General features: G+C 51.2%; 27 protein-coding genes and 1 other RNA gene. 26 read left to right on the plus strand and 2 right to left on the minus strand.

What is annotated here, in order from left to right:
- Nucleotides 1-186 precede the first annotated feature (186 nt).
- From IPQ00_01740 to IPQ00_01775, 8 genes are all read left to right on the plus strand, one after another.
- Nucleotides 187-738: an LOG family protein gene (locus tag IPQ00_01740; GenBank protein ID MBL0239289.1), complete on the plus strand. Its 552-nt coding sequence runs from the start codon at nucleotides 187-189 to the stop codon at nucleotides 736-738.
- A gap of 131 nt (nucleotides 739-869) precedes the next feature.
- The gene (locus IPQ00_01745; GenBank protein MBL0239290.1) at nucleotides 870-1640 is read left to right on the plus strand and encodes a TIGR00266 family protein; all 771 of its coding nucleotides are present in this window, start codon (nucleotides 870-872) and stop codon (nucleotides 1638-1640) included.
- A 31-nt stretch (nucleotides 1641-1671) separates the two neighbouring features.
- On the plus strand, nucleotides 1672-3462 hold the full coding sequence (gene ptsP / locus IPQ00_01750; protein ID MBL0239291.1) for a phosphoenolpyruvate--protein phosphotransferase: 1791 nt from the start codon (nucleotides 1672-1674) through the stop codon (nucleotides 3460-3462).
- A gap of 102 nt (nucleotides 3463-3564) precedes the next feature.
- Nucleotides 3565-4230: a polysaccharide biosynthesis/export family protein gene (locus tag IPQ00_01755; GenBank protein MBL0239292.1), complete on the plus strand. Its 666-nt coding sequence runs from the start codon at nucleotides 3565-3567 to the stop codon at nucleotides 4228-4230.
- A gap of 83 nt (nucleotides 4231-4313) precedes the next feature.
- Nucleotides 4314-4706: RNase P RNA component class A (gene rnpB, locus IPQ00_01760), an RNA gene on the plus strand.
- A gap of 49 nt (nucleotides 4707-4755) precedes the next feature.
- Nucleotides 4756-5022, plus strand: coding sequence for a hypothetical protein (locus IPQ00_01765; GenBank protein MBL0239293.1), 267 nt, complete (start codon nucleotides 4756-4758; stop codon nucleotides 5020-5022).
- A 94-nt stretch (nucleotides 5023-5116) separates the two neighbouring features.
- Complete coding sequence (locus IPQ00_01770; protein ID MBL0239294.1) at nucleotides 5117-5860, plus strand: tetratricopeptide repeat protein; 744 nt, start codon at nucleotides 5117-5119, stop codon at nucleotides 5858-5860.
- On the plus strand, nucleotides 5857-6147 hold the full coding sequence (locus IPQ00_01775; GenBank protein MBL0239295.1) for a hypothetical protein: 291 nt from the start codon (nucleotides 5857-5859) through the stop codon (nucleotides 6145-6147). The genes IPQ00_01770 and IPQ00_01775 overlap by 4 nt, the downstream gene beginning before the upstream one ends.
- 3 nt (nucleotides 6148-6150) lie before the next feature.
- Here the strand turns inward: IPQ00_01775 and IPQ00_01780 are convergent, their stop codons facing one another.
- Nucleotides 6151-7044 (minus strand): prepilin peptidase, encoded by an 894-nt coding sequence (locus IPQ00_01780; GenBank protein ID MBL0239296.1) that lies wholly within the window; start codon nucleotides 7042-7044, stop codon nucleotides 6151-6153.
- A gap of 209 nt (nucleotides 7045-7253) precedes the next feature.
- Between IPQ00_01780 and IPQ00_01785 the strand changes: the two genes are divergently transcribed.
- The 8 genes from IPQ00_01785 to IPQ00_01820 all read left to right on the plus strand — a co-directional run bounded on the left by IPQ00_01785 (nucleotide 7254) and on the right by IPQ00_01820 (nucleotide 11881).
- Nucleotides 7254-9071 carry an FAD-dependent oxidoreductase gene (locus IPQ00_01785; protein MBL0239297.1) on the plus strand — a complete coding sequence of 606 codons (1818 nt, stop codon included), beginning with the start codon at nucleotides 7254-7256 and terminating at the stop codon, nucleotides 9069-9071.
- A gap of 165 nt (nucleotides 9072-9236) precedes the next feature.
- Nucleotides 9237-9608 (plus strand): hypothetical protein, encoded by a 372-nt coding sequence (locus IPQ00_01790; GenBank protein ID MBL0239298.1) that lies wholly within the window; start codon nucleotides 9237-9239, stop codon nucleotides 9606-9608.
- Between the two features lie 317 nt (nucleotides 9609-9925).
- Nucleotides 9926-10249, plus strand: coding sequence for a DUF4258 domain-containing protein (locus tag IPQ00_01795; GenBank protein MBL0239299.1), 324 nt, complete (start codon nucleotides 9926-9928; stop codon nucleotides 10247-10249).
- A gap of 3 nt (nucleotides 10250-10252) precedes the next feature.
- Nucleotides 10253-10465 carry a type II toxin-antitoxin system MqsA family antitoxin gene (locus IPQ00_01800; protein ID MBL0239300.1) on the plus strand — a complete coding sequence of 71 codons (213 nt, stop codon included), beginning with the start codon at nucleotides 10253-10255 and terminating at the stop codon, nucleotides 10463-10465.
- A gap of 92 nt (nucleotides 10466-10557) precedes the next feature.
- Complete coding sequence (locus IPQ00_01805; GenBank protein ID MBL0239301.1) at nucleotides 10558-10788, plus strand: addiction module protein; 231 nt, start codon at nucleotides 10558-10560, stop codon at nucleotides 10786-10788.
- On the plus strand, nucleotides 10785-11078 hold the full coding sequence (locus IPQ00_01810) for a type II toxin-antitoxin system RelE/ParE family toxin (GenBank protein ID MBL0239302.1): 294 nt from the start codon (nucleotides 10785-10787) through the stop codon (nucleotides 11076-11078). The genes IPQ00_01805 and IPQ00_01810 overlap by 4 nt, the downstream gene beginning before the upstream one ends.
- Nucleotides 11079-11239: 161 nt before the next feature.
- A complete protein-coding gene (locus IPQ00_01815; GenBank protein ID MBL0239303.1) occupies nucleotides 11240-11473 on the plus strand; it encodes a DUF2281 domain-containing protein in 234 nt (77 codons plus the stop codon).
- A gap of 3 nt (nucleotides 11474-11476) precedes the next feature.
- On the plus strand, nucleotides 11477-11881 hold the full coding sequence (locus tag IPQ00_01820; GenBank protein ID MBL0239304.1) for a PIN domain-containing protein: 405 nt from the start codon (nucleotides 11477-11479) through the stop codon (nucleotides 11879-11881).
- Here the strand turns inward: IPQ00_01820 and IPQ00_01825 are convergent.
- Nucleotides 11873-12091, minus strand: coding sequence for a hypothetical protein (locus IPQ00_01825; protein ID MBL0239305.1), 219 nt, complete (start codon nucleotides 12089-12091; stop codon nucleotides 11873-11875). The genes IPQ00_01820 and IPQ00_01825 overlap by 9 nt on opposite strands.
- Nucleotides 12092-12134: 43 nt before the next feature.
- On the opposite strand from IPQ00_01825, the gene IPQ00_01830 reads away from it, so the two are divergent.
- The 10 genes from IPQ00_01830 to IPQ00_01875 all read left to right on the plus strand — a co-directional run bounded on the left by IPQ00_01830 (nucleotide 12135) and on the right by IPQ00_01875 (nucleotide 17236).
- Entirely contained in the window at nucleotides 12135-12584 is a 450-nt protein-coding gene (locus IPQ00_01830) for a hypothetical protein (protein ID MBL0239306.1), read from the plus strand.
- A gap of 235 nt (nucleotides 12585-12819) precedes the next feature.
- Entirely contained in the window at nucleotides 12820-13068 is a 249-nt protein-coding gene (locus tag IPQ00_01835) for a DUF433 domain-containing protein (GenBank protein ID MBL0239307.1), read from the plus strand.
- A 1-nt stretch (nucleotide 13069) separates the two neighbouring features.
- The gene (locus tag IPQ00_01840) at nucleotides 13070-13414 is read left to right on the plus strand and encodes a DUF5615 family PIN-like protein (GenBank protein MBL0239308.1); all 345 of its coding nucleotides are present in this window, start codon (nucleotides 13070-13072) and stop codon (nucleotides 13412-13414) included.
- Between the two features lie 137 nt (nucleotides 13415-13551).
- Complete coding sequence (locus tag IPQ00_01845; protein MBL0239309.1) at nucleotides 13552-13842, plus strand: hypothetical protein; 291 nt, start codon at nucleotides 13552-13554, stop codon at nucleotides 13840-13842.
- 128 nt (nucleotides 13843-13970) lie between these two features.
- Nucleotides 13971-14510 (plus strand): hypothetical protein, encoded by a 540-nt coding sequence (locus IPQ00_01850; GenBank protein MBL0239310.1) that lies wholly within the window; start codon nucleotides 13971-13973, stop codon nucleotides 14508-14510.
- A gap of 322 nt (nucleotides 14511-14832) precedes the next feature.
- On the plus strand, nucleotides 14833-15069 hold the full coding sequence (locus tag IPQ00_01855; GenBank protein MBL0239311.1) for a hypothetical protein: 237 nt from the start codon (nucleotides 14833-14835) through the stop codon (nucleotides 15067-15069).
- Nucleotides 15070-15071: 2 nt separating this feature from the next.
- Entirely contained in the window at nucleotides 15072-15488 is a 417-nt protein-coding gene (locus IPQ00_01860) for a putative toxin-antitoxin system toxin component, PIN family (GenBank protein MBL0239312.1), read from the plus strand.
- Between the two features lie 170 nt (nucleotides 15489-15658).
- Nucleotides 15659-16057 carry a hypothetical protein gene (locus IPQ00_01865; protein MBL0239313.1) on the plus strand — a complete coding sequence of 133 codons (399 nt, stop codon included), beginning with the start codon at nucleotides 15659-15661 and terminating at the stop codon, nucleotides 16055-16057.
- A gap of 444 nt (nucleotides 16058-16501) precedes the next feature.
- A complete protein-coding gene (tnpA, locus tag IPQ00_01870) occupies nucleotides 16502-16954 on the plus strand; it encodes an IS200/IS605 family transposase (protein ID MBL0239314.1) in 453 nt (150 codons plus the stop codon).
- A gap of 102 nt (nucleotides 16955-17056) precedes the next feature.
- On the plus strand, nucleotides 17057-17236 hold the full coding sequence (locus IPQ00_01875; protein ID MBL0239315.1) for a DUF2200 family protein: 180 nt from the start codon (nucleotides 17057-17059) through the stop codon (nucleotides 17234-17236).
- Nucleotides 17237-17252: the final 16 nt, after the last annotated feature.

Raw genomic sequence — 17252 nt, forward strand, 5'->3', positions numbered from 1 at the left:
AGACAATCGGAATATTCCGGCGACTACTAAACTAGACTGTCTACGAAGGCGGGAATTTGTACCACGGTCGATCCGGCGGCAGATCAGAATTATCGATCCGGAATACCGAGAAAAACCACGATTCCACGACGTTAAATTTGAAAATCAATGCCAATACGGCTAGATTTGTAATGAGGACGATGAAAAATGAATAGTACAAACGATAAGATCATCACGATCTTCGGTGGATCAAAGTGTACTGAGGATTCGCACGAGTATCAGGAGGCGATGGCCTTGGGGTCAAAACTTGCTGATGCCGGCTATACCATCTGTACCGGTGGCTATCTTGGCATAATGGAGGCTGCTTCACGCGGAGCCCGCGAAAAGGGCGGACGCGTGCTCGGTATCGTTATGAATCAGTTCAAATCCGAGCCGAATCGGTTTTTGACCGACAAGGTTGCAACCGACCATTTCTACGATCGCCTACAGAATCTTATACTGCGATCCTCGGGCTTTGTTGCATTTCGCGGCGGAATGGGGACGGTGACCGAGGTGTCGCTGGTGTGGAACAAGTTGCAGACGCGCATCCTCGGGTCGCGGCCGCTAGTCCTGATCGGGGACTGTTGGCCGCCCGTGGTCAAGGCCTGGCAGACTTCGCTCGTCGTGAGCGACGCAGATGTCGGGATCCTAAATTTTGCGGACGACGCCGAGCAGGCGTTTAAGATCATTGATACCAAGTCGAATGGAGTTTTGCTATGAATTGCCCAAAATGCACAATGGCACTGTTACCGGATGCTAAATTTTGCGGTTCGTGCGGGTTTACGCTCGCCCAACAACCGCAAGCTCCGACACCTGCGGCCCCGCCCGTCCAATCACAACAGCAGACGACGATGCCACCACCGCAAGGCGGTGCTTTCCACTTTGACACTGACGGGCGCGGTCAGGGACGCGGTTACACGTGGGCGATCGATCATCAGGGTGCATTCGCTCTGGCTGTTGTAAATCTGCAAGCAGAGCAATCCATCTCGGCCGAGGCCGGAGCGATGGTCTCGATGTCGGGAAATATCGATCTGATGTCGGAAATGAAGGGCGGCGTTTTTGGCGCTCTAAAACGTGCAGTCGGCGGCGAATCAGCCTTTGTATCTACATTTACAGCGAAGGACGGACCCGGCGAAGTAACGCTCGCTCCGGGAGCACCGGGCGATGTTGCCGGACTTGAAATGCGTGGGCAGACTTTTTGGGTGCAATCAAGCTCGTATCTTGCCGGCGATGTTTCACTCCAAGTAGATACCAAAATGGGCGGGGCCAAATCATTCTTTGGCGGCGAAGGCCTGTTCCTGCTTCAGGTTTCCGGAACCGGATTGTTGCTGCTGTCGTCATTCGGTGCGATCCATCGCAAGACGCTGGCGCCCGGTGAGCGATATGTCGTCGATACCGGACATCTCGTCGCTTGGGAAGGCCATATGCAATACAGCCTCAGAAAGGCCGCAAAGAGTGGACTTCTCCGTAGCTTTCTAAGCGGTGAGGGTATGGTCGCCGAATTCAACGGCCCGGGCGAGATCTTGATACAGACACGTAATCTCGCCGCATTTGCCGGACTCCTCAAGCCATTCTTCCCGACGCAGGGCGGTAGCGGCGGCGGTTTCAGCATCGGTAGTTGATTATAAATTTCGCAATAACCGGAATCTAACTTTGGACACCAACGCCATAAATTCCGATCGGCATAACGACCAACACGAAACCGTGATCCAGGCGACCGCGGTTTCACGCGGTGTGGCCGCAGGGCGGGCCGTATGCCTCTTCGGCACAAAACGGCAATACTTTCTCACTCATATAGAAAATAGTGCGATCGACCACGAGATCGGGCGATTTCGAACGGCGGTTACGACGGCGTCAAAGCAACTCAACGATCTGATCAAGTCCCCAGATATTAAGGCCAAAAGCTCCGGCGACATCTTTGACGCGCATCTGATGATGCTCGAACACTCGACCTTGGCGGCGGACGTCGAGGCATTTATCAGGTCAGCTCTCGTCACAGCGGAATGGGCTCTGAGGCGGGTCGCCGAAAACTTTTCAAATAAGCAGGCAGCGGTTTCCGACGCGAACCTGCGCGACCGTATAGCGGACTTCGAGGACCTTTGCGATCGTGTGCTAAACGCCCTCGACGGTAAGGCCGTCACGCTACCCGTGATCACTTCGGACTCAGTGATCGTGGCCTCGATCATCCGTCCGTCAACGCTTATCGAACTGGGACGGCAAAAACCCTCGGCGATCGTCACAGAACACGGCGGTTGGACGTCACATTCCTTCATATTAGCTCGCGAATTAAAGATACCGGCGGTGACGGGCGTTAAGTCAGCCCTAAAGCTGATCCGCGACGGCACATCACTTTCGGTCGATGGCTTTACGGGCGCACTGACGATCGATCCGTCAAGCGAAACGCTCGAACAGATCAAATCACATACTTTCGTTGCCGAACCGATTAAGTTCGACGCTGCGAGCACTCGATCGACAACGATCGACGGGCGCGAGATCATTCTGCGAGCCAATATCGACCTCGTCGACCCCGCACCGCTTTTAGCACAAACCGCCGCTAAGGGCGTCGGACTTCTACGGTCCGAGTACCTCTTTCAGGATGTCAGCGTCGGTTACCCGAGTGAGGATGCCCAGTTTGAAGCGTATAAGCTTTCCGCATCGAATTGCGGCCCTGAAGGCGTTCGGATCAGGACATTTGACCTACAGGTCGACCAAGTAAATCACCCTGCTGAGATCCGTGAGATGAATCCCGCACTTGGGCTCCGTGGTCTGCGGCTGAGTCTAGCCGACAGGCCGCATTTTCGTGAGCAGATCAGAGCCATCCTGAGGGCTGGAGCATACGGAAATGTCAGTATGGTCTTGCCGATGGTCTCGGGTGTGGCGGACTTATCTACTGTGCGTGAAATGATCGCTGACGAAACCGCCGCACTCGCTGCCCAAGGCACGCCCGTGCCGCCGATGCCGTTGGGTGCGATGATCGAGATGCCATCGGCCGTTCTGACCGTGGACGATATCGCAAAACACGCAGATTTTCTGTGTCTTGGGACAAACGACCTGGTCCAATATCTGTTGTCCGCCGACCGAGATAATGAATCGGTTGCACATAATTATCAGACACTACATCCATCGGTTGTACGATCGATCTCGATGGTGTTCAGGGCCGCCGATCTGCAAGGCAAAAGCACTGTCGTCTGCGGGGAGATGGCCGGGTCGCCGTTTTACCTCCCGTTGCTGATCGGACTCGGGGCAAGGGAATTCAGTATGAACCCGGATTCGCTTGGGGCGATCAGGCAAGTCATCGGCAGGATCTCGTTTGATGAGTGCCGGGAACTCGCCCGAAAGGCATCCGTCCTCGAAACCGCCGACGCTATCGAGGCATATATGAACGATTTCTATCGCCGCAACTGGCCGCACGTTTTCCCCGGCGGGATCAGTTCGTCAACTTGATCACTACTTTGGCCGCCACAAGAAAAAAATAGAATTAAACATTGTTTGATCATTTATTTGAGCAGACGCCGGGACGAGCCCCTTCCGGCACTCTAATTTCAGATGAATGTTCGCTGCCAAAACGTCATAAACATCGCCTTTGCATTGACCGCAATGGCATTTACGACCGTGCCCGCGTTTTCGCAAGTAAGTTTGGTCAATATGGCTGACCGCTACGTCGCGAGCGGGGGGATAGCCACGGGTGATGGTGAAATAGCTAATTCAAAGTTACCCAAAGTTAAAGCTGAGAGCTCATCATCCGCTCACCCGTCGACCCTTCACCGCATCGGCGCTCACGACCTTTTGAAGATCGAAATTGTGAACGCCAACGTCCGTCCCCGTATTCTGCGGGTCGGGGGCGATGGCTGTATCGTCTTTCCGCTGGCAGGCGAGGACGTTTGTATTGCCGGAAAGACCGCGGGCGAGGCTGAGGCCCAGATCGCCTCGGCGATTAAGCTTTTTGAAAGGACGGCGATAAAGATCGAGGTTCTTGACCGAACAAGCCACGTCGTCAACATCGCCGGCCTTGTCGATCAACCCGGCGAACAGCAGATAATGCGTGACGCCGTGCCATTTTTCGTCGTCCGTGCGGGATTGACACTGAACCGTGCGGCAAAAGGTGTCCGCATTGTAAGGAACGCCTCCGAGGTAACCGAAGATTTCGCGTTGAGCGACGCTCGATTGAACGAAGTGTTTGTATATCCGGGTGACACGGTCGAGTTTTTCTAGTTAATTTGCGGACAACATTGAATTCTTGTTAAAAGAATGTAAATGTTCAACAATTTTTGTTATACTTTGACAGCCTTAGATTCGAAGTACGCTGGGCAATCGCGGTTGCGAAAGCAAACGAGGAAAGTCCGAACACCAAAGGGCAGCGAGCCGGATAACGTCCGGGCGTCCGCTTATGGCGGATGACGACAAGTGCAACAGAGAATATTCCAGCCTCGCAAGGGGTAATGGGTGAAACGGTGAGGTAAGAGCTCACCGGCGTCGGTGGTAACATCGGCGGCCAGGTAAACTCCTCGTGGTGCAAGATCAAATAGGGAAACGCAGAATGTAAGCGGCCCGCTTACTGTCCAAACCGAAAGGTGAGGCGGCGTTTCCGGGTAGATCGCTTGAGCCTGTCGGTAACGGCAAGCCTAGATGAATGATTGCCATTCGCCGAAAGGTGAATACAAAATTCGGCTTACAGGCGTACTTCGAATTATCAGGCACTCTCAATTTTAATGTTCCCAACGGAGGAATTTTGCTTATATGGCAAATCGGAAAGGTGTTTTTATAGGGGCTTATGTGCCCAATGAATTAAAGGAATCGCTTCGGCGTCGGGCGGCCGCAGAACATCGTACACTCTCACAGGAGATCACTCGCATACTCGTCGAGGCCGTTCACGGCAAGGGACTGCCGGCAGGAAGCGTCGATCGGCGGGATACTAACGCAATACCGCGGCGACGTGCCACCGATCCGCAGATCAGACGGCGTGCCGAGGATCTGCCGTACATCCCCGAAGAGGGCAAAAAGTAGGTTCCGCAGAAACTTAATACGGCACAGCATCGCGCTCCGAAACGGGGTGCGGTGCTTTTCTATTTGATAGTGCGGTTTGCTAAGATTATTACCGATGGATAAAAAGGTCGTCACTGCTGCTATTGTCGGGCTGATCGTGGGTGCGATAGGCGGATTTATGATTACAAATTCGCTTAATCGATCTGAAATGAATTCGGCAATGTCCAATGTTGCCAATGTCGCTGCCAGCACTCCCGGTGCAAATCGCCCGGACGATCAGATGAATATCAGCCTCGACGAGATCAAGGCAAAGATCGCCGAGGCCGACGCAAATCCGACCAATTTGGGATTCCAAAAGGGACTCGGGGTCGCATTGTACCGTTACGGCACCTTAAAGCGCGACGCCGATATCGTCACCGAAGCAATTAGGCTGCTCGAGCGGGCTCAAAGCATTGACGCCAAAGATTACGACGTGATCGTCGCTCTAGGCAATTCGTACTTCGATCTAGGTTATTTCAAAAAGGAATCAGCGAACTTAAAAAGGTCGCGCGACTTTTACAAACTGGCGCTTTTGCAAAGGCCGAAGGATGCCGATGTGATGACCGATCTTGCGTTGTCATACTTTCTGGATGAACCATCTGACCTTCCGCGGTCGCTGGAGGAATTTCAGAAAGCACTCACCGCAAACCCAAAACACGAGCGTGCCCTAACTTACCTGACGCAGACTTATATGCTACAAGGGAAATTTGACGAGGCCGGAAGATCACTTGAGAAACTGAAGGCGGCTAATCCGAAAAATGAGTCGATCGAAGAGTTGGCACGCTTGATCGCGGCAAAAGGGGCTCCGGCTGTCAAATGAGGGAATTTGTCGTAGTTTTGCTCGTTATCCTGATATTACTCGGAATAACGGCTTTCAAATATCGACGACAGATCGCGATGGTGATCGGATTTGGCAAAATGCTCCGCGATGCACGCTCAAATATCAAACAGGCGTCGTCGCCGAGGCAGGTAAACGCCGAACCGTCGGAACTCGTCAACTGCACGCGATGCGGTACCTGGGTGCCAAAGGATAGAGCGATCCGCTTTGACGCGAAAACTTATTATTGTTCGAAGGATTGTGTCCGTACTTCAATGACGTCCGTTTAACGATCACGGCACAAAGGTCGTGAGGTACCATCGGATCAGTTGTTCGCCAAAAAGTATAGCGATGATCGAACCGATACCGAGGAAGATTCCAAATGGGATCTGCGTTTGCAGATCCTTTTCTTTTTGACGTGATACGAGGGCGACGCCGGCGACCGCACCGGTAAATGCTCCGATAAAGATCGTCAAAAGCGTCAATCGCCAACCGAGCAGAGCCCCGATACCGAATAGCAGCTTTACATCGCCGAGGCCCATCGCGTCGACGCCGCGAAGAGCTTTCCAAATTGCCCCGACCGCCCACAGAAGCCCGCCGCCGACCAATGTCCCCAAAACCGCACCGGCCAGTGAAACTGCCCAAGCAGGATATCCGGCGAGCCACGAGACCGGACCATATAGCGTGTCCGAAAAATAATTACCCGCAAACGCGATCGGAAACACCACACGAACGATCAACGCGATGATAAACATCGGGTAGGTGATCACGTTCGGCAGGATCATATGCTCGGCGTCTATGAATACCAGTGCAGTCATCGTCGCGGCAAATGCCAGAGCGACCGGCAAGTATGGCGTTAGACCGACCTGCCAATACACAAGGCAAAAGAGCAGGGCAGTCAGCAGTTCGACGGCCGGATAACGCCCCGCGATAGGTTCTTTGCAACTTGCACATTTACCGCCAAGCATCAGCCATCCGAGTATGGGGACGTTATGCCACGGTTTAATGCCGGTGCCGCATTTTGGGCACTTTGAGGACGGCAGCAGCGAGAGTTCGTTCGGGACGCGATAGATCACGACATTGAGAAAACTGCCGATAGATGCTCCGATGACGAAAACAAAAAGGTAGCCAAAGTATTCGGGTATGCCAAGTAGTGCCTCAAGCGAAGCTAGGAAAAATGTTTGCATCAGGGTAATTGTCGAGAAGTTGTTCGAAAAGAAACGCCGAGATAATAGTAATGATTTCCAGCGGAAAAGAAAAGACGATCTTTATACCACAATTCTCAAATTATCTCTGCGAGAATGTCCAGTATTCCTAGCAAACCGCCTCAACATCAATTATTATTCTCTTATCAAAGTCCGATTTTGAAACAACTATATCTAAAGGAACAAACGTCTTGAAACCAACAGATACCAAAGATCCCGAATATTTTCACAAGGTTATAGACTGCCAGTACGCGTGCCCGGCCCATACGCCGGTGCCGGAATACATCCGCCTTATCGCCGAGGGCAGATATACAGAGGCGTATATGATCAACTGGGATTCGAACGTGTTTCCCGGCGTGCTCGGCCGTACGTGTGACCGCCCGTGCGAACCAGCGTGTCGTCGCGGCCGTCTCGAACAGGAACCCGTCGCCATCTGCCGTCTCAAACGCGTTGCGGCGGATAATCGCGATGACGTTATCCCGTATATGCCGCAGGGGCCTTTTAAGCCGAACGGCAAAAAGGTTGCCCTGATCGGTGGTGGCCCGGCTTCGCTTACGGTTGCGAGAGATCTTGCACCGCTTGGATACGAAATACATCTTTTCGACGAACAAAAGCTCGGCGGCGGGTTTATGCGGTCGCAGATCCCGGCGTTCCGTTTGCCGGAACACGTTTTGAATGACGAGGTCAATTACATCTTACGACTCGGCATCCATACGCAGTTTGAGCATTATGTCGATTCGCTCAAAGGTGTACTTGAGAAAGACTACGACGCTGTGTTTGTCGGTACCGGAGCACCGCGTGGACGCGATCTGCCTGATCTGCCGGGACGCCAAGAAGGCGATGCGAACATTCACATTGGAATTAACTGGCTTGGTAGCGTTGCCTTTGAGCATACCGAGAAGATCGGCAGACGAGTGATCGTTCTCGGCGGTGGTAATACAGCAATGGACTGCTGCCGCACGGCGCGGCGTCTCGGCGGCGACGATGTAAAGGTGATCGTCCGTTCGCCATTCGCCACAATGAAAGCCAGCCCGTGGGAAAAAGAGGACGCCCAGCACGAAGACATCCCGATCATCGATAATCACGTGCCTAAGAGCTTTGTGATTGAGGACGGCAGGCTCGTCGGGATGATGTTTGAAAAGGTCGAAGCCAAATACGACGAGAATGGCAAGCGTTCGCTCGTGCCGACCGGCGAAGACGATGTTTTCTATCCGGCTGATGACGTGCTGATCGCGGTTGGTCAGGAGAATAGCTTCCCTTGGATCGAGCGTGACCTTGGGGTCGAGTTCGACAAATGGGAAATGCCGATAGTGGACCGTGTCACATTCCAATCTACACTTCCGAAAGTCTTCTTCGGAGGCGATGCTGCATTTGGCCCCGAAAATGTCATTACCGCCGTTGCCCACGGTCACCAAGCGGCTGTTTCGATCGATCTGCATTGCAGCGGTAAAAATATCCACACCGAACGCCTCGATCCGTTCGTCAATCTCATCTCGCAGAAGATGGGCATCCACGAATGGGCGTACGACAGCGAAGTCGATCCGTACGAACGCCTTATCGTTCCTCAAACCGACAAATCGATCACGCTCAAAGACCGCAAGCAGGAGGTCGAGCTCGGTTTCGACCCGCTCGCCGGTTACGAGGAAGCCAAACGTTGTCTCAACTGCGACGTGCAGACGGTCTTTAACGCTCCGAAATGCATCGAGTGCGACGCGTGCGTCGACATCTGCCCGACGAGCTGCATCACGTTCACGGCCAACGAGCCCGAAGCCGAGCTTCGCCAGCACACCAAGGTTCCTGCCCTCAACCTCACGCAGGACCTCTACGTCTCCGAACCCGTCCCGCAGACGCTCCGCATCATGGCCAAAGACGAAGACGTCTGCCTCCACTGCGGCCTCTGCGCCGAACGCTGCCCCACCGCCGCCTGGGACATGCAGAAATTCTTCTACAACGTCACCAAAGCCGGCGAGCACAAATACGCCAACCTCGTCCAGATCCAAAGGAATTGAAATAATGCGGTCTAGCTTAATGTTGAATGAAGTGTGGTGCTACGGTCCTGTGAGTTTAATTATATTCTCAATGGCGGTACATAACGATAGATGAAGATACGCGTCCTATTGATTATCTTGATTGTTGGTCTTTCTATTTCGTTCGTAACGGAGTTTTGGCTGAATATGGATGAAGTTCGACGCATCTGGGAGGCGTGCGACAGTTCACCCGGATTTTCGTGTGATGCCGTTCCACAACATCCGGTCGCACTTCTTCACGTGCTTTCTTTTGTTTTGCTGGTGGCGGTGGCACTTGCAAGGAAGTACTACTGGGCGTTGGCCGTGGCAGTCGGATACTTCGCCCTAGACATTTTTGGTACATACGGGCGACTCGGCACCGGTTTTTTCGGCGGAAATATGTGCCCCGAAGGCCACCCCTGCTGGGCAGCTATCCGTCGAGCTACGTGGTTTGACTTGACCGCTCTTGTTATTCTCGCCGTGTCGACGATACTGATCACTTGGGAGGTCTTGCACAGAAGAAATGAGGTTAAGCGTTAATCCAGTTCATTCTGAATTACAACCGATCGCTTACGAAACTCTAAAATTGCCTCACGAAGGCCACAGAGTTCGAATCGAAGCGGTGCAAACAGGTTACGAAGCTGGGAAGTCTTCGTCGCGTAGCGATGGTTTGAATGTAGCCGTGGGTTTGAACCCACGGAAAGGATGAAAACAGATCCTCGTCGCGTAGCGACGACTGACCATTGCGACGCGGATCCAATTGTCGCTGACGCGACAAGAATATTTGGTCTGACGCACCGTTACCAGTGTCAATAAAGCTGCGAAGTCGAATACTTGCGAACAGCGACGAAAATTAAATGGATAATAAAGCGGACATCCTTGAGTTGGTAAGAATCGCGGCGGGGAACCGCATTCTTTTCCTATCGCATGCGATTAGACAGATGTCGCGGCCCGATCGGATGATAACGACGGCGGATATTCGTCGTATAATTAACGAAGGTGAGGTAATTGAAAATTATCCTGAGGATGCACGCGGACACAGTTGTCTTATTCTTGGCGTTGACGACGGACAGCGACCGATCCACGTCGTTTGTTCTCCAAAAGATGAGTATCTCGCGATAATTACTTGCTATCTTCCAGACGAAGACGAATGGTCGGACGATCTTAGTGTGAGGTTATAAACTATGAAATGTATGTACTGCAAAGGGAATCTGGAACGCGGCACCGCTCCGTTCCACGTTGACCGCAAAGGTTATCACTTAGTTTTGGACAAAGTCCCGGCCTTAGTCTGCCAACAATGCGGCGAAGTGTATTTTGGCGAAGCAGAAGTCGATTCGATCCAGGCCGCGACCCTCGCGATTGACGCTCAGGTCGATAAGATAGCGGTTCCGGCTTAATCAACGTCACCAAAGCCGGCGGGCACAAATACGCCAACCTCGTCCAGATCGAACGTAACGGGAATGGTGTTAAAGTTTAATTGAGGTAAATAATGACTACAGCAACAATGGACATAATGGAAAGGGTTGAATCGCTCCCTATCGATATGAAGATAGAATTGGTCGATAAGATTCTCGAAAGCTTGACGCCGAACCAGAAAGAGATCGATGAACTCTGGAAGATCGAAGTCGAACGACGTATCGATGATCTGGAAAGCGGCAAAGCTAAGACAATTCCCGGCGAGCAGGTCTTTGCAAACATTCGCGAGAGATACGGAAAGTGAATTATCGCTTTCTAGATGAGGCCGAAGCTGAGTTTTACGACGCCGTTGCGTATTATGAAGATTGCGAAGGCGGTTTGGGGATTGAACTGTCTCGCGAAGTCTTTAAGGCAATAGATCGAATCATTGCGTTACCCGCAGCATGGTCGCCTTACTCAAACCGAACCCGACGATGCCTGTTGAATCGTTTCCCGTATGGAATCATTTACCGACATCTCGAAGATACGATCACAATATTTGCCGTAATGCAGCTCAATCGCGAGCCGGGATACTGGAAAGATAGATTGAAGTAGTGACGAACTGCCCCACCGCCGGCTGGGATCACGTCAAAACCGCGAGCGTTAGCGACCGGGCAGACGATCCACGTCACCAAAGCCGGCGAGCACAAATACGCCAACCTCGTCCAGATCGAAAGGAATTGAACTAGTGATAAAATGATATTGAGGTAAATACAATGACCGTAAAAGAAGCAGTACTAGAAGACCTTGAAACCTTGCCCGCAGTAAAACAGCAGGAAGTTCTCGATTTTGTTCAATTTCTCAAATCAAAAGAAGTGAAGCGTAAACCACGCCGGTCATTGCAGGGCAGTCTGGCACATTTGAATATAAAATGGACCGAGGAAGATATGCGCCAAGCTCGAAATGAGATGTGGCGTGGCTACACGAAGGATACCGAAGACGAGAAATAGCCGATGGATCATATCGTTGTCGACACAAACGTTGTTATCTGGTACTTCACTGGCCCTAAGCTGTCATCCGCTTCGGGTCAGGCCGCCATTGTAGCCGCACAGCAAAGCGGCGGTTCGATATACGTTTCGTCGATCACGATAGTAGAGTTGATCTATTTGATCGAGAAGAAACGGGTCGCCCCTGATGTCCTCAACAAGCTTCGCGAAGCCCTTTATGACGACTCGACCGCCTTCGAGCTTGTCGAACTCACGCAAAAGTTGGCTGACGAAGTTCAAAATATCGACCGCTCGACCGTCGCCGACATGCCCGACCGGATAATCGCGGCCACTGCCTTGCATCTCAACCTTCCCCTGGTAACGAGCGACGGCAATATCCGCAAGCTGAAGAATGTGGAGACGTTATGGTAACGCTGCCCCACCGCCGCCTGGGACATGCAGAAATTCTTCTACAACGTCACCAAAGCCGGCGAGCACAAATACGCCAACCTCGTCCAGATCGAAAGGAATTGAAATGATGCGGTCTAGTTCAAAGTTGATTGAAGTGTGTGTGCTGGCGGCGTTATCGTTCCTAGCTGCGGCAACCTTTTGCGGGTGCGGCTCTTTTGGGAGAGATTCCATTACTCATACGGCTTCGCCGCTCAAGACACCAGATCTGCCGACGATGGTGAACGCACGAAACGCACCGCGTCCTACTCCGACCATCGAGCTGGAAGACTCGAAGAATCTTAAGTGCGGCAATAACGATTATCAGTTGAGAGTAGTTCGGCCGTACCCAGATGAATATCTAAATTTGGAGCTCTCATCGGGGGGACAGGTTTCGACAATCAGAACGCCCGGCTGGAATGAGTATCAGAACGTCTGGGCGACGACCGCCGTCACCAAAGACGGGTTTGATATCTCAGTCGAACGGGGGACGCGATACGGGCGGGAACTCCACCTTAGATTCAAATGTAACGATGAGAGATTTGTACTTGTCGAGGTCGAGAGTGAAATGTTCGATAAGTATGACCGAAGCGAGAAAGTTGAGAGCAAGAGAAAAAAAGTGATTCCGATTCCGAGTATCCCTTTCGCTGAAGTGTCGATTGAAGAGTATACGAGCATTGAGCCGTAACTCGCTCCCGAAGCACTAAAACTGCCTCACGCAGGCCATAGAGTTCGAGGCGAAGCAGTACAAATAGGTCACGACACTGGGAACTCTTCATCGCGTAGCGATGGTTTGGATGTAGCCGTGGGTCTGAACCCACGGAAAGATGAAAACGGATCCTCGTCGCGTAGCGACGACTGACCATTGCGACGCGGATCCAATTGTCGCTGACGCGACAAGGTTTCGATATATAATTTGAATTATGAACGATAGAGAACTATTAAATAGAATCACGTTAAACCCAAAAGTGATGACCGGGAAACCGGTTATTAGAGGTACGCGCTTGACCGTCGAGTTCATCCTGAACCTCTTGGCTCACGGAGCGACGACGAATGAGATTCTGGCTGAGTATGAAGGGATAGAGCCGGAAGACATACAGGCGTGTCTGCTATTTGCCGGAGAATCATTAAGCCGGACGGAATTTATGCCGCTTGTGATGGAGACTCCATAATATGCGGTTTCTCGTTGATGAATGTACCGGCCCAATGGTTGCGGAATGGCTGCGGGCAGGCGGCCACGAGGTCTTTTCGGTTTTCGATGATGCTCGTGGAATTTCCGATCGCCAAGTTTTTGCCAGGGCATTCGACGAACATTGGATACTGATAACTAACGATAAAGACTTTGGCGAAATGGTTTTTCGTGAGCAGCGTGAACATCACGGAATCATATTTCTTCGGTTGGATGATGAGCGAGCTGCAAATAAGATCAACGTACTTAGGCAATTGATCGCGAATTACTCCGCGAAGCTGCCCGGACACTTTGTTACGGTCTCAGAAACTAAAGTGAGGTTCGCATAACGTTGCCCCACCGCCGCATGGGATCATGTCAGAACCGCGAGCGGTAGCGACCGGGTTTCTTACAACGTCACTAAAGCCGGCGAGGTCAAATACGCCAACCTCGTCCAGATCGAAAGGAATTGAAATGGAGACGCATGATGGAAAAAGAAGTAAGGGATCAAGCACTTGAGGTTCAGGAACGAATACGAGATGTCCTGTTCAACGAATGGGATCCAATCGGTGTCAACGATTACGCTCCGAGGGATGAATACGACGCCTATATCGGAGGAATCTACAGGCTCTTAACGAATGACGTAGATGCTGAAACTCTCGCGACACACCTTCGTAACCTCGAAATTGAGCAAATGGAGTGTCCAACGACGCACGAGCATCGAACTAAGATTGCAGAGAGTCTTCTGCAACTCGATATTTCGCTTACAAAGAACTAACATTGCCTCACGAAGGCTGAATTGCTGGCGAGGTCAAATACGCCAACCTCGTCCAGATCGAAAGGAATTGAAATGGTGCGGTCTAGTTTTGATGGTGAGTGAAGTGTGGGTGCAACGAGTTGATCAAGATGGTTGAGTCTGATTGGAAGTTTAAGATTTTGGAAGGTTTGCCAGCGACTGGGGATCTACCGATTCAGTTCAGCGCGACTGGTATGGGTATGCATAGCGAAGGACTTGTATCCAAGTTCTGGTCGGAATCATCAAATGAGTCATGGATTGGTAATTTCCAACGGGGACTTAACCTCTTTGACCATGCTGTCCAACATCCCAATTTAGTTGACATAATCATAGTTGCAGGCGGCGACGTATATATTGTCAATCCTGAACGCCGAACGCTACAAGATAATTTTGGCGGAGACTTTGAAACAATCACTGCTGTACCCGATCAAAGTTTATACATATTTGGCACGTCTATAGCCTTTGAAGCCGTAGGCCCCAAAGGCCGGACATGGCGTAGTGCCCGAATCGCCCTCGATGGTATCAGATCGCTAAATCTGGAAGGCTCGGATCTTACGGGTGAAGCGTACAATCAGGATGACCAATGGATACCATTCTCGTTAGATGTTGTCTCTGGTGAATTTACAGGCGGAGCGGATATATGGTGGTAAGCAAATCAAAGCAAGAAAGCACTGAATTCGCAGTCGAAGAGCTTAAGTTAACTCTGGAAGGCGATAAAGTTTGAGGCAAAGCGGTTCAAATAGGTTACGAAGCAGGAAGTCTTCATCGCGTAGCGATGGTTTGAATGTAGCCGTGGGTTTCTGGCACAAAGGACGTGCCAGTGTTGCGGTAGACCCGCAACCGTAACCCACGGAAAGGATAAAAACATATCCTCGTCGCGTAGCGACGACTGACCATTGCGACGCGGAGCCAATTGTCTCTGACGTTACTGGGCCGTTGCATACAGTGATAAAATATTTTTGAGGTGAAAATATGTCTGAAGTACTATTAACGTTGCCGGATGACCTAGCTAGCGAGGCTAAAGAGTTGGGACTATTTAAGCCCTTACTTGTCGCATCTTTGTTCAAGGAAGAGATTCGCCGTCGAAAGTCGAATCGTCTTTTCGCCACAGCGGAACGTCTTGCCCTGGCTGGCGAGCCGATGTCCGAAGAAGAAGTCATGGCCGAAGTCCGCGCGGTTCGCGAAGAGCGCCGTTCCAGGCTTAAATAGCGATGCGAATTGTAGTCGATACAAATGTAGTCGTATCGGGACTGTTATTTGGCGGAGCTCCGCTCAAAGTGCTTCGAGCCGCTTCGTTGGGCATCGTGGATCTATTCACAAGTAATGCTCTCGTTGCAGAGTTTTCTGAGGTAATCGAGAGGCCGCATCTTGATCGTAAGTTTTCCGAGGCAAATGCAACGAGACGCCGATTGGTAAGCGACTATCAAGCGATCGTCACAGTAGTGAATGTCGCACCGCTAGCGGAGAGAGTTTCTCGCGATTTTGACGATGACGAAGTCCTGGCCTGTGCACTCGCTGCAGACTGCGAATTCATCGTAACCGGCGACAAAGACCTCTTGGTCCTTAGTGAATACAGAGGAATCCGTATCTTAAATCCCACTGACTTCTTAGCCGAGATCGAACTTTAAGCTATGGCTAATCAAACCGCCGCCTGGGACATGCAGAAATTCTTCTACAACGTCACCAAAGCCGGCGAGCACAAATACGCCAACCTCGTCCAGATCCAAAGGAATTGAACTGATGCAGTCTAATTCGAGATTGAGAGAAGTCCGTGGTTAAGCGTTCTGGCTACTAATTTATGCGTGAGATAGTTCTCAAAAAATTCTTTGAAGGCGAGGCAGATAGTGAAACTCTTGCGAGCGATCTGGCAGGCACCATCGAAACAAGCGGCACGTCATCGCATTACCGTATTGAGGACATGGACGGTGAGTTCGAGATAACCGGCAAACATCTTGTCAGTCTTTGCGATGCCGTGATTGAAGGAAAACTAGATCCAAGCCAACTCGAAACTATTGGCTTCTGTTTGGTTGCGTCGGATGCGTTTCATTGGGATACCGACGTCGGCGACGGAGAAATCATCGCTCAGACTTGTTTCGACTGGTCAGAACCGCGAATCAATTTTGCATTAACCCTCGATAACGTCAAGAAGTTTCGCGAACGGCTGATTATCGGCAAGAATGTTTTTGTCACACCCTGAATAATCATGGTGAATTGGTCACGAAGCTGGGAAGTCTTCATCGCGTAGCGATGGTTTGAATGTAGCCGTGGGTTTTAACCCACGGGATGGATGAAAACAGATCCTCGTCGCGTAGCGACGACTGACCATTGCGACGCGGATCCAATTGTCGCTGACGCGACGAGGTTATTTGGTTTGACGCACCGTGGGTTTTAACCCACGGCTACATTCACGGAAGACGAAACCGACGGAATAGCGAACGAGATGTGCCTGAAAGGCACGGATTTAATAGCGTCGGGAGAATCCCGACGATTACGACGGAACGATGATTGTGTCCCTGTAAGGGACAAATTGAAAGGACTGGGAATTCGTCCCTTACAGGGACGGAACGTATTGTTGATCCATAACGTCGGGTTTCACCCGACGCTATTAAATACGTCCCCTTCGGGGACAACTAATGCATAAATGGCTCAGACACTGTTTCAATCCTATTTTCACATCGTCTTCTCGACAAAAAATCGGTTTCGGTTCATCGAACCCGATATCGAAGATGAATTGTACGCCTACAACGGCGGTATTGTGCGAAACTACGACGGCAAGCTACTCAGTGCGGGCGGCGACTCTAATCATGGTCACTTACTTGTTTCGATGAGCAAAAATCACTTGGTTCCCACTTTAATCGGAGCCGTAAAACGAGATTCATCGAAATGGATCAAAACAAAAGGCGGTTTGCTTACGAAGTTCGGATGGCAAGACGGTTATTCGGCATTTTCAGTTGGGTACAGGGAAATACCCGCGGTAGAGAAATATATTGCAAATCAAAAGGAACATCATAAGAAGCAACTATTTGAAGACGAAATGCGAGGATTCTATCTGCGATATAAAATCGATTTCGACGAAAATTATGTTTGGGACTAATTCGTCCCTTTCAGGGACGGCAAATCAATAACGACCCGATCGTCGGGTTTCACCCGACGCTATTAACTGCGTCCCTTTCAGGGAATTCGTACCGAATCTCTAATGAGAACCGAAAGAGTATATGCACTGATCTTTGCGAGCGTCTATCCGCATTATGTGGAGAAGGCTTCGCGACACGGGCGGACCAGGGCGGAGCTTGACGAGGTTATTCGTTGGCTGACGGGTTATGCTACAGCGTCGGGGATCAGGCGTATGGATGATATGGTCGATGCAATGGCTTAAGAAAAAGAGGGAGAGA

Source organism: Chloracidobacterium sp. (assembly GCA_016720705.1).
Classification (GTDB): Bacteria; Acidobacteriota; Blastocatellia; order Pyrinomonadales; family Pyrinomonadaceae; genus OLB17.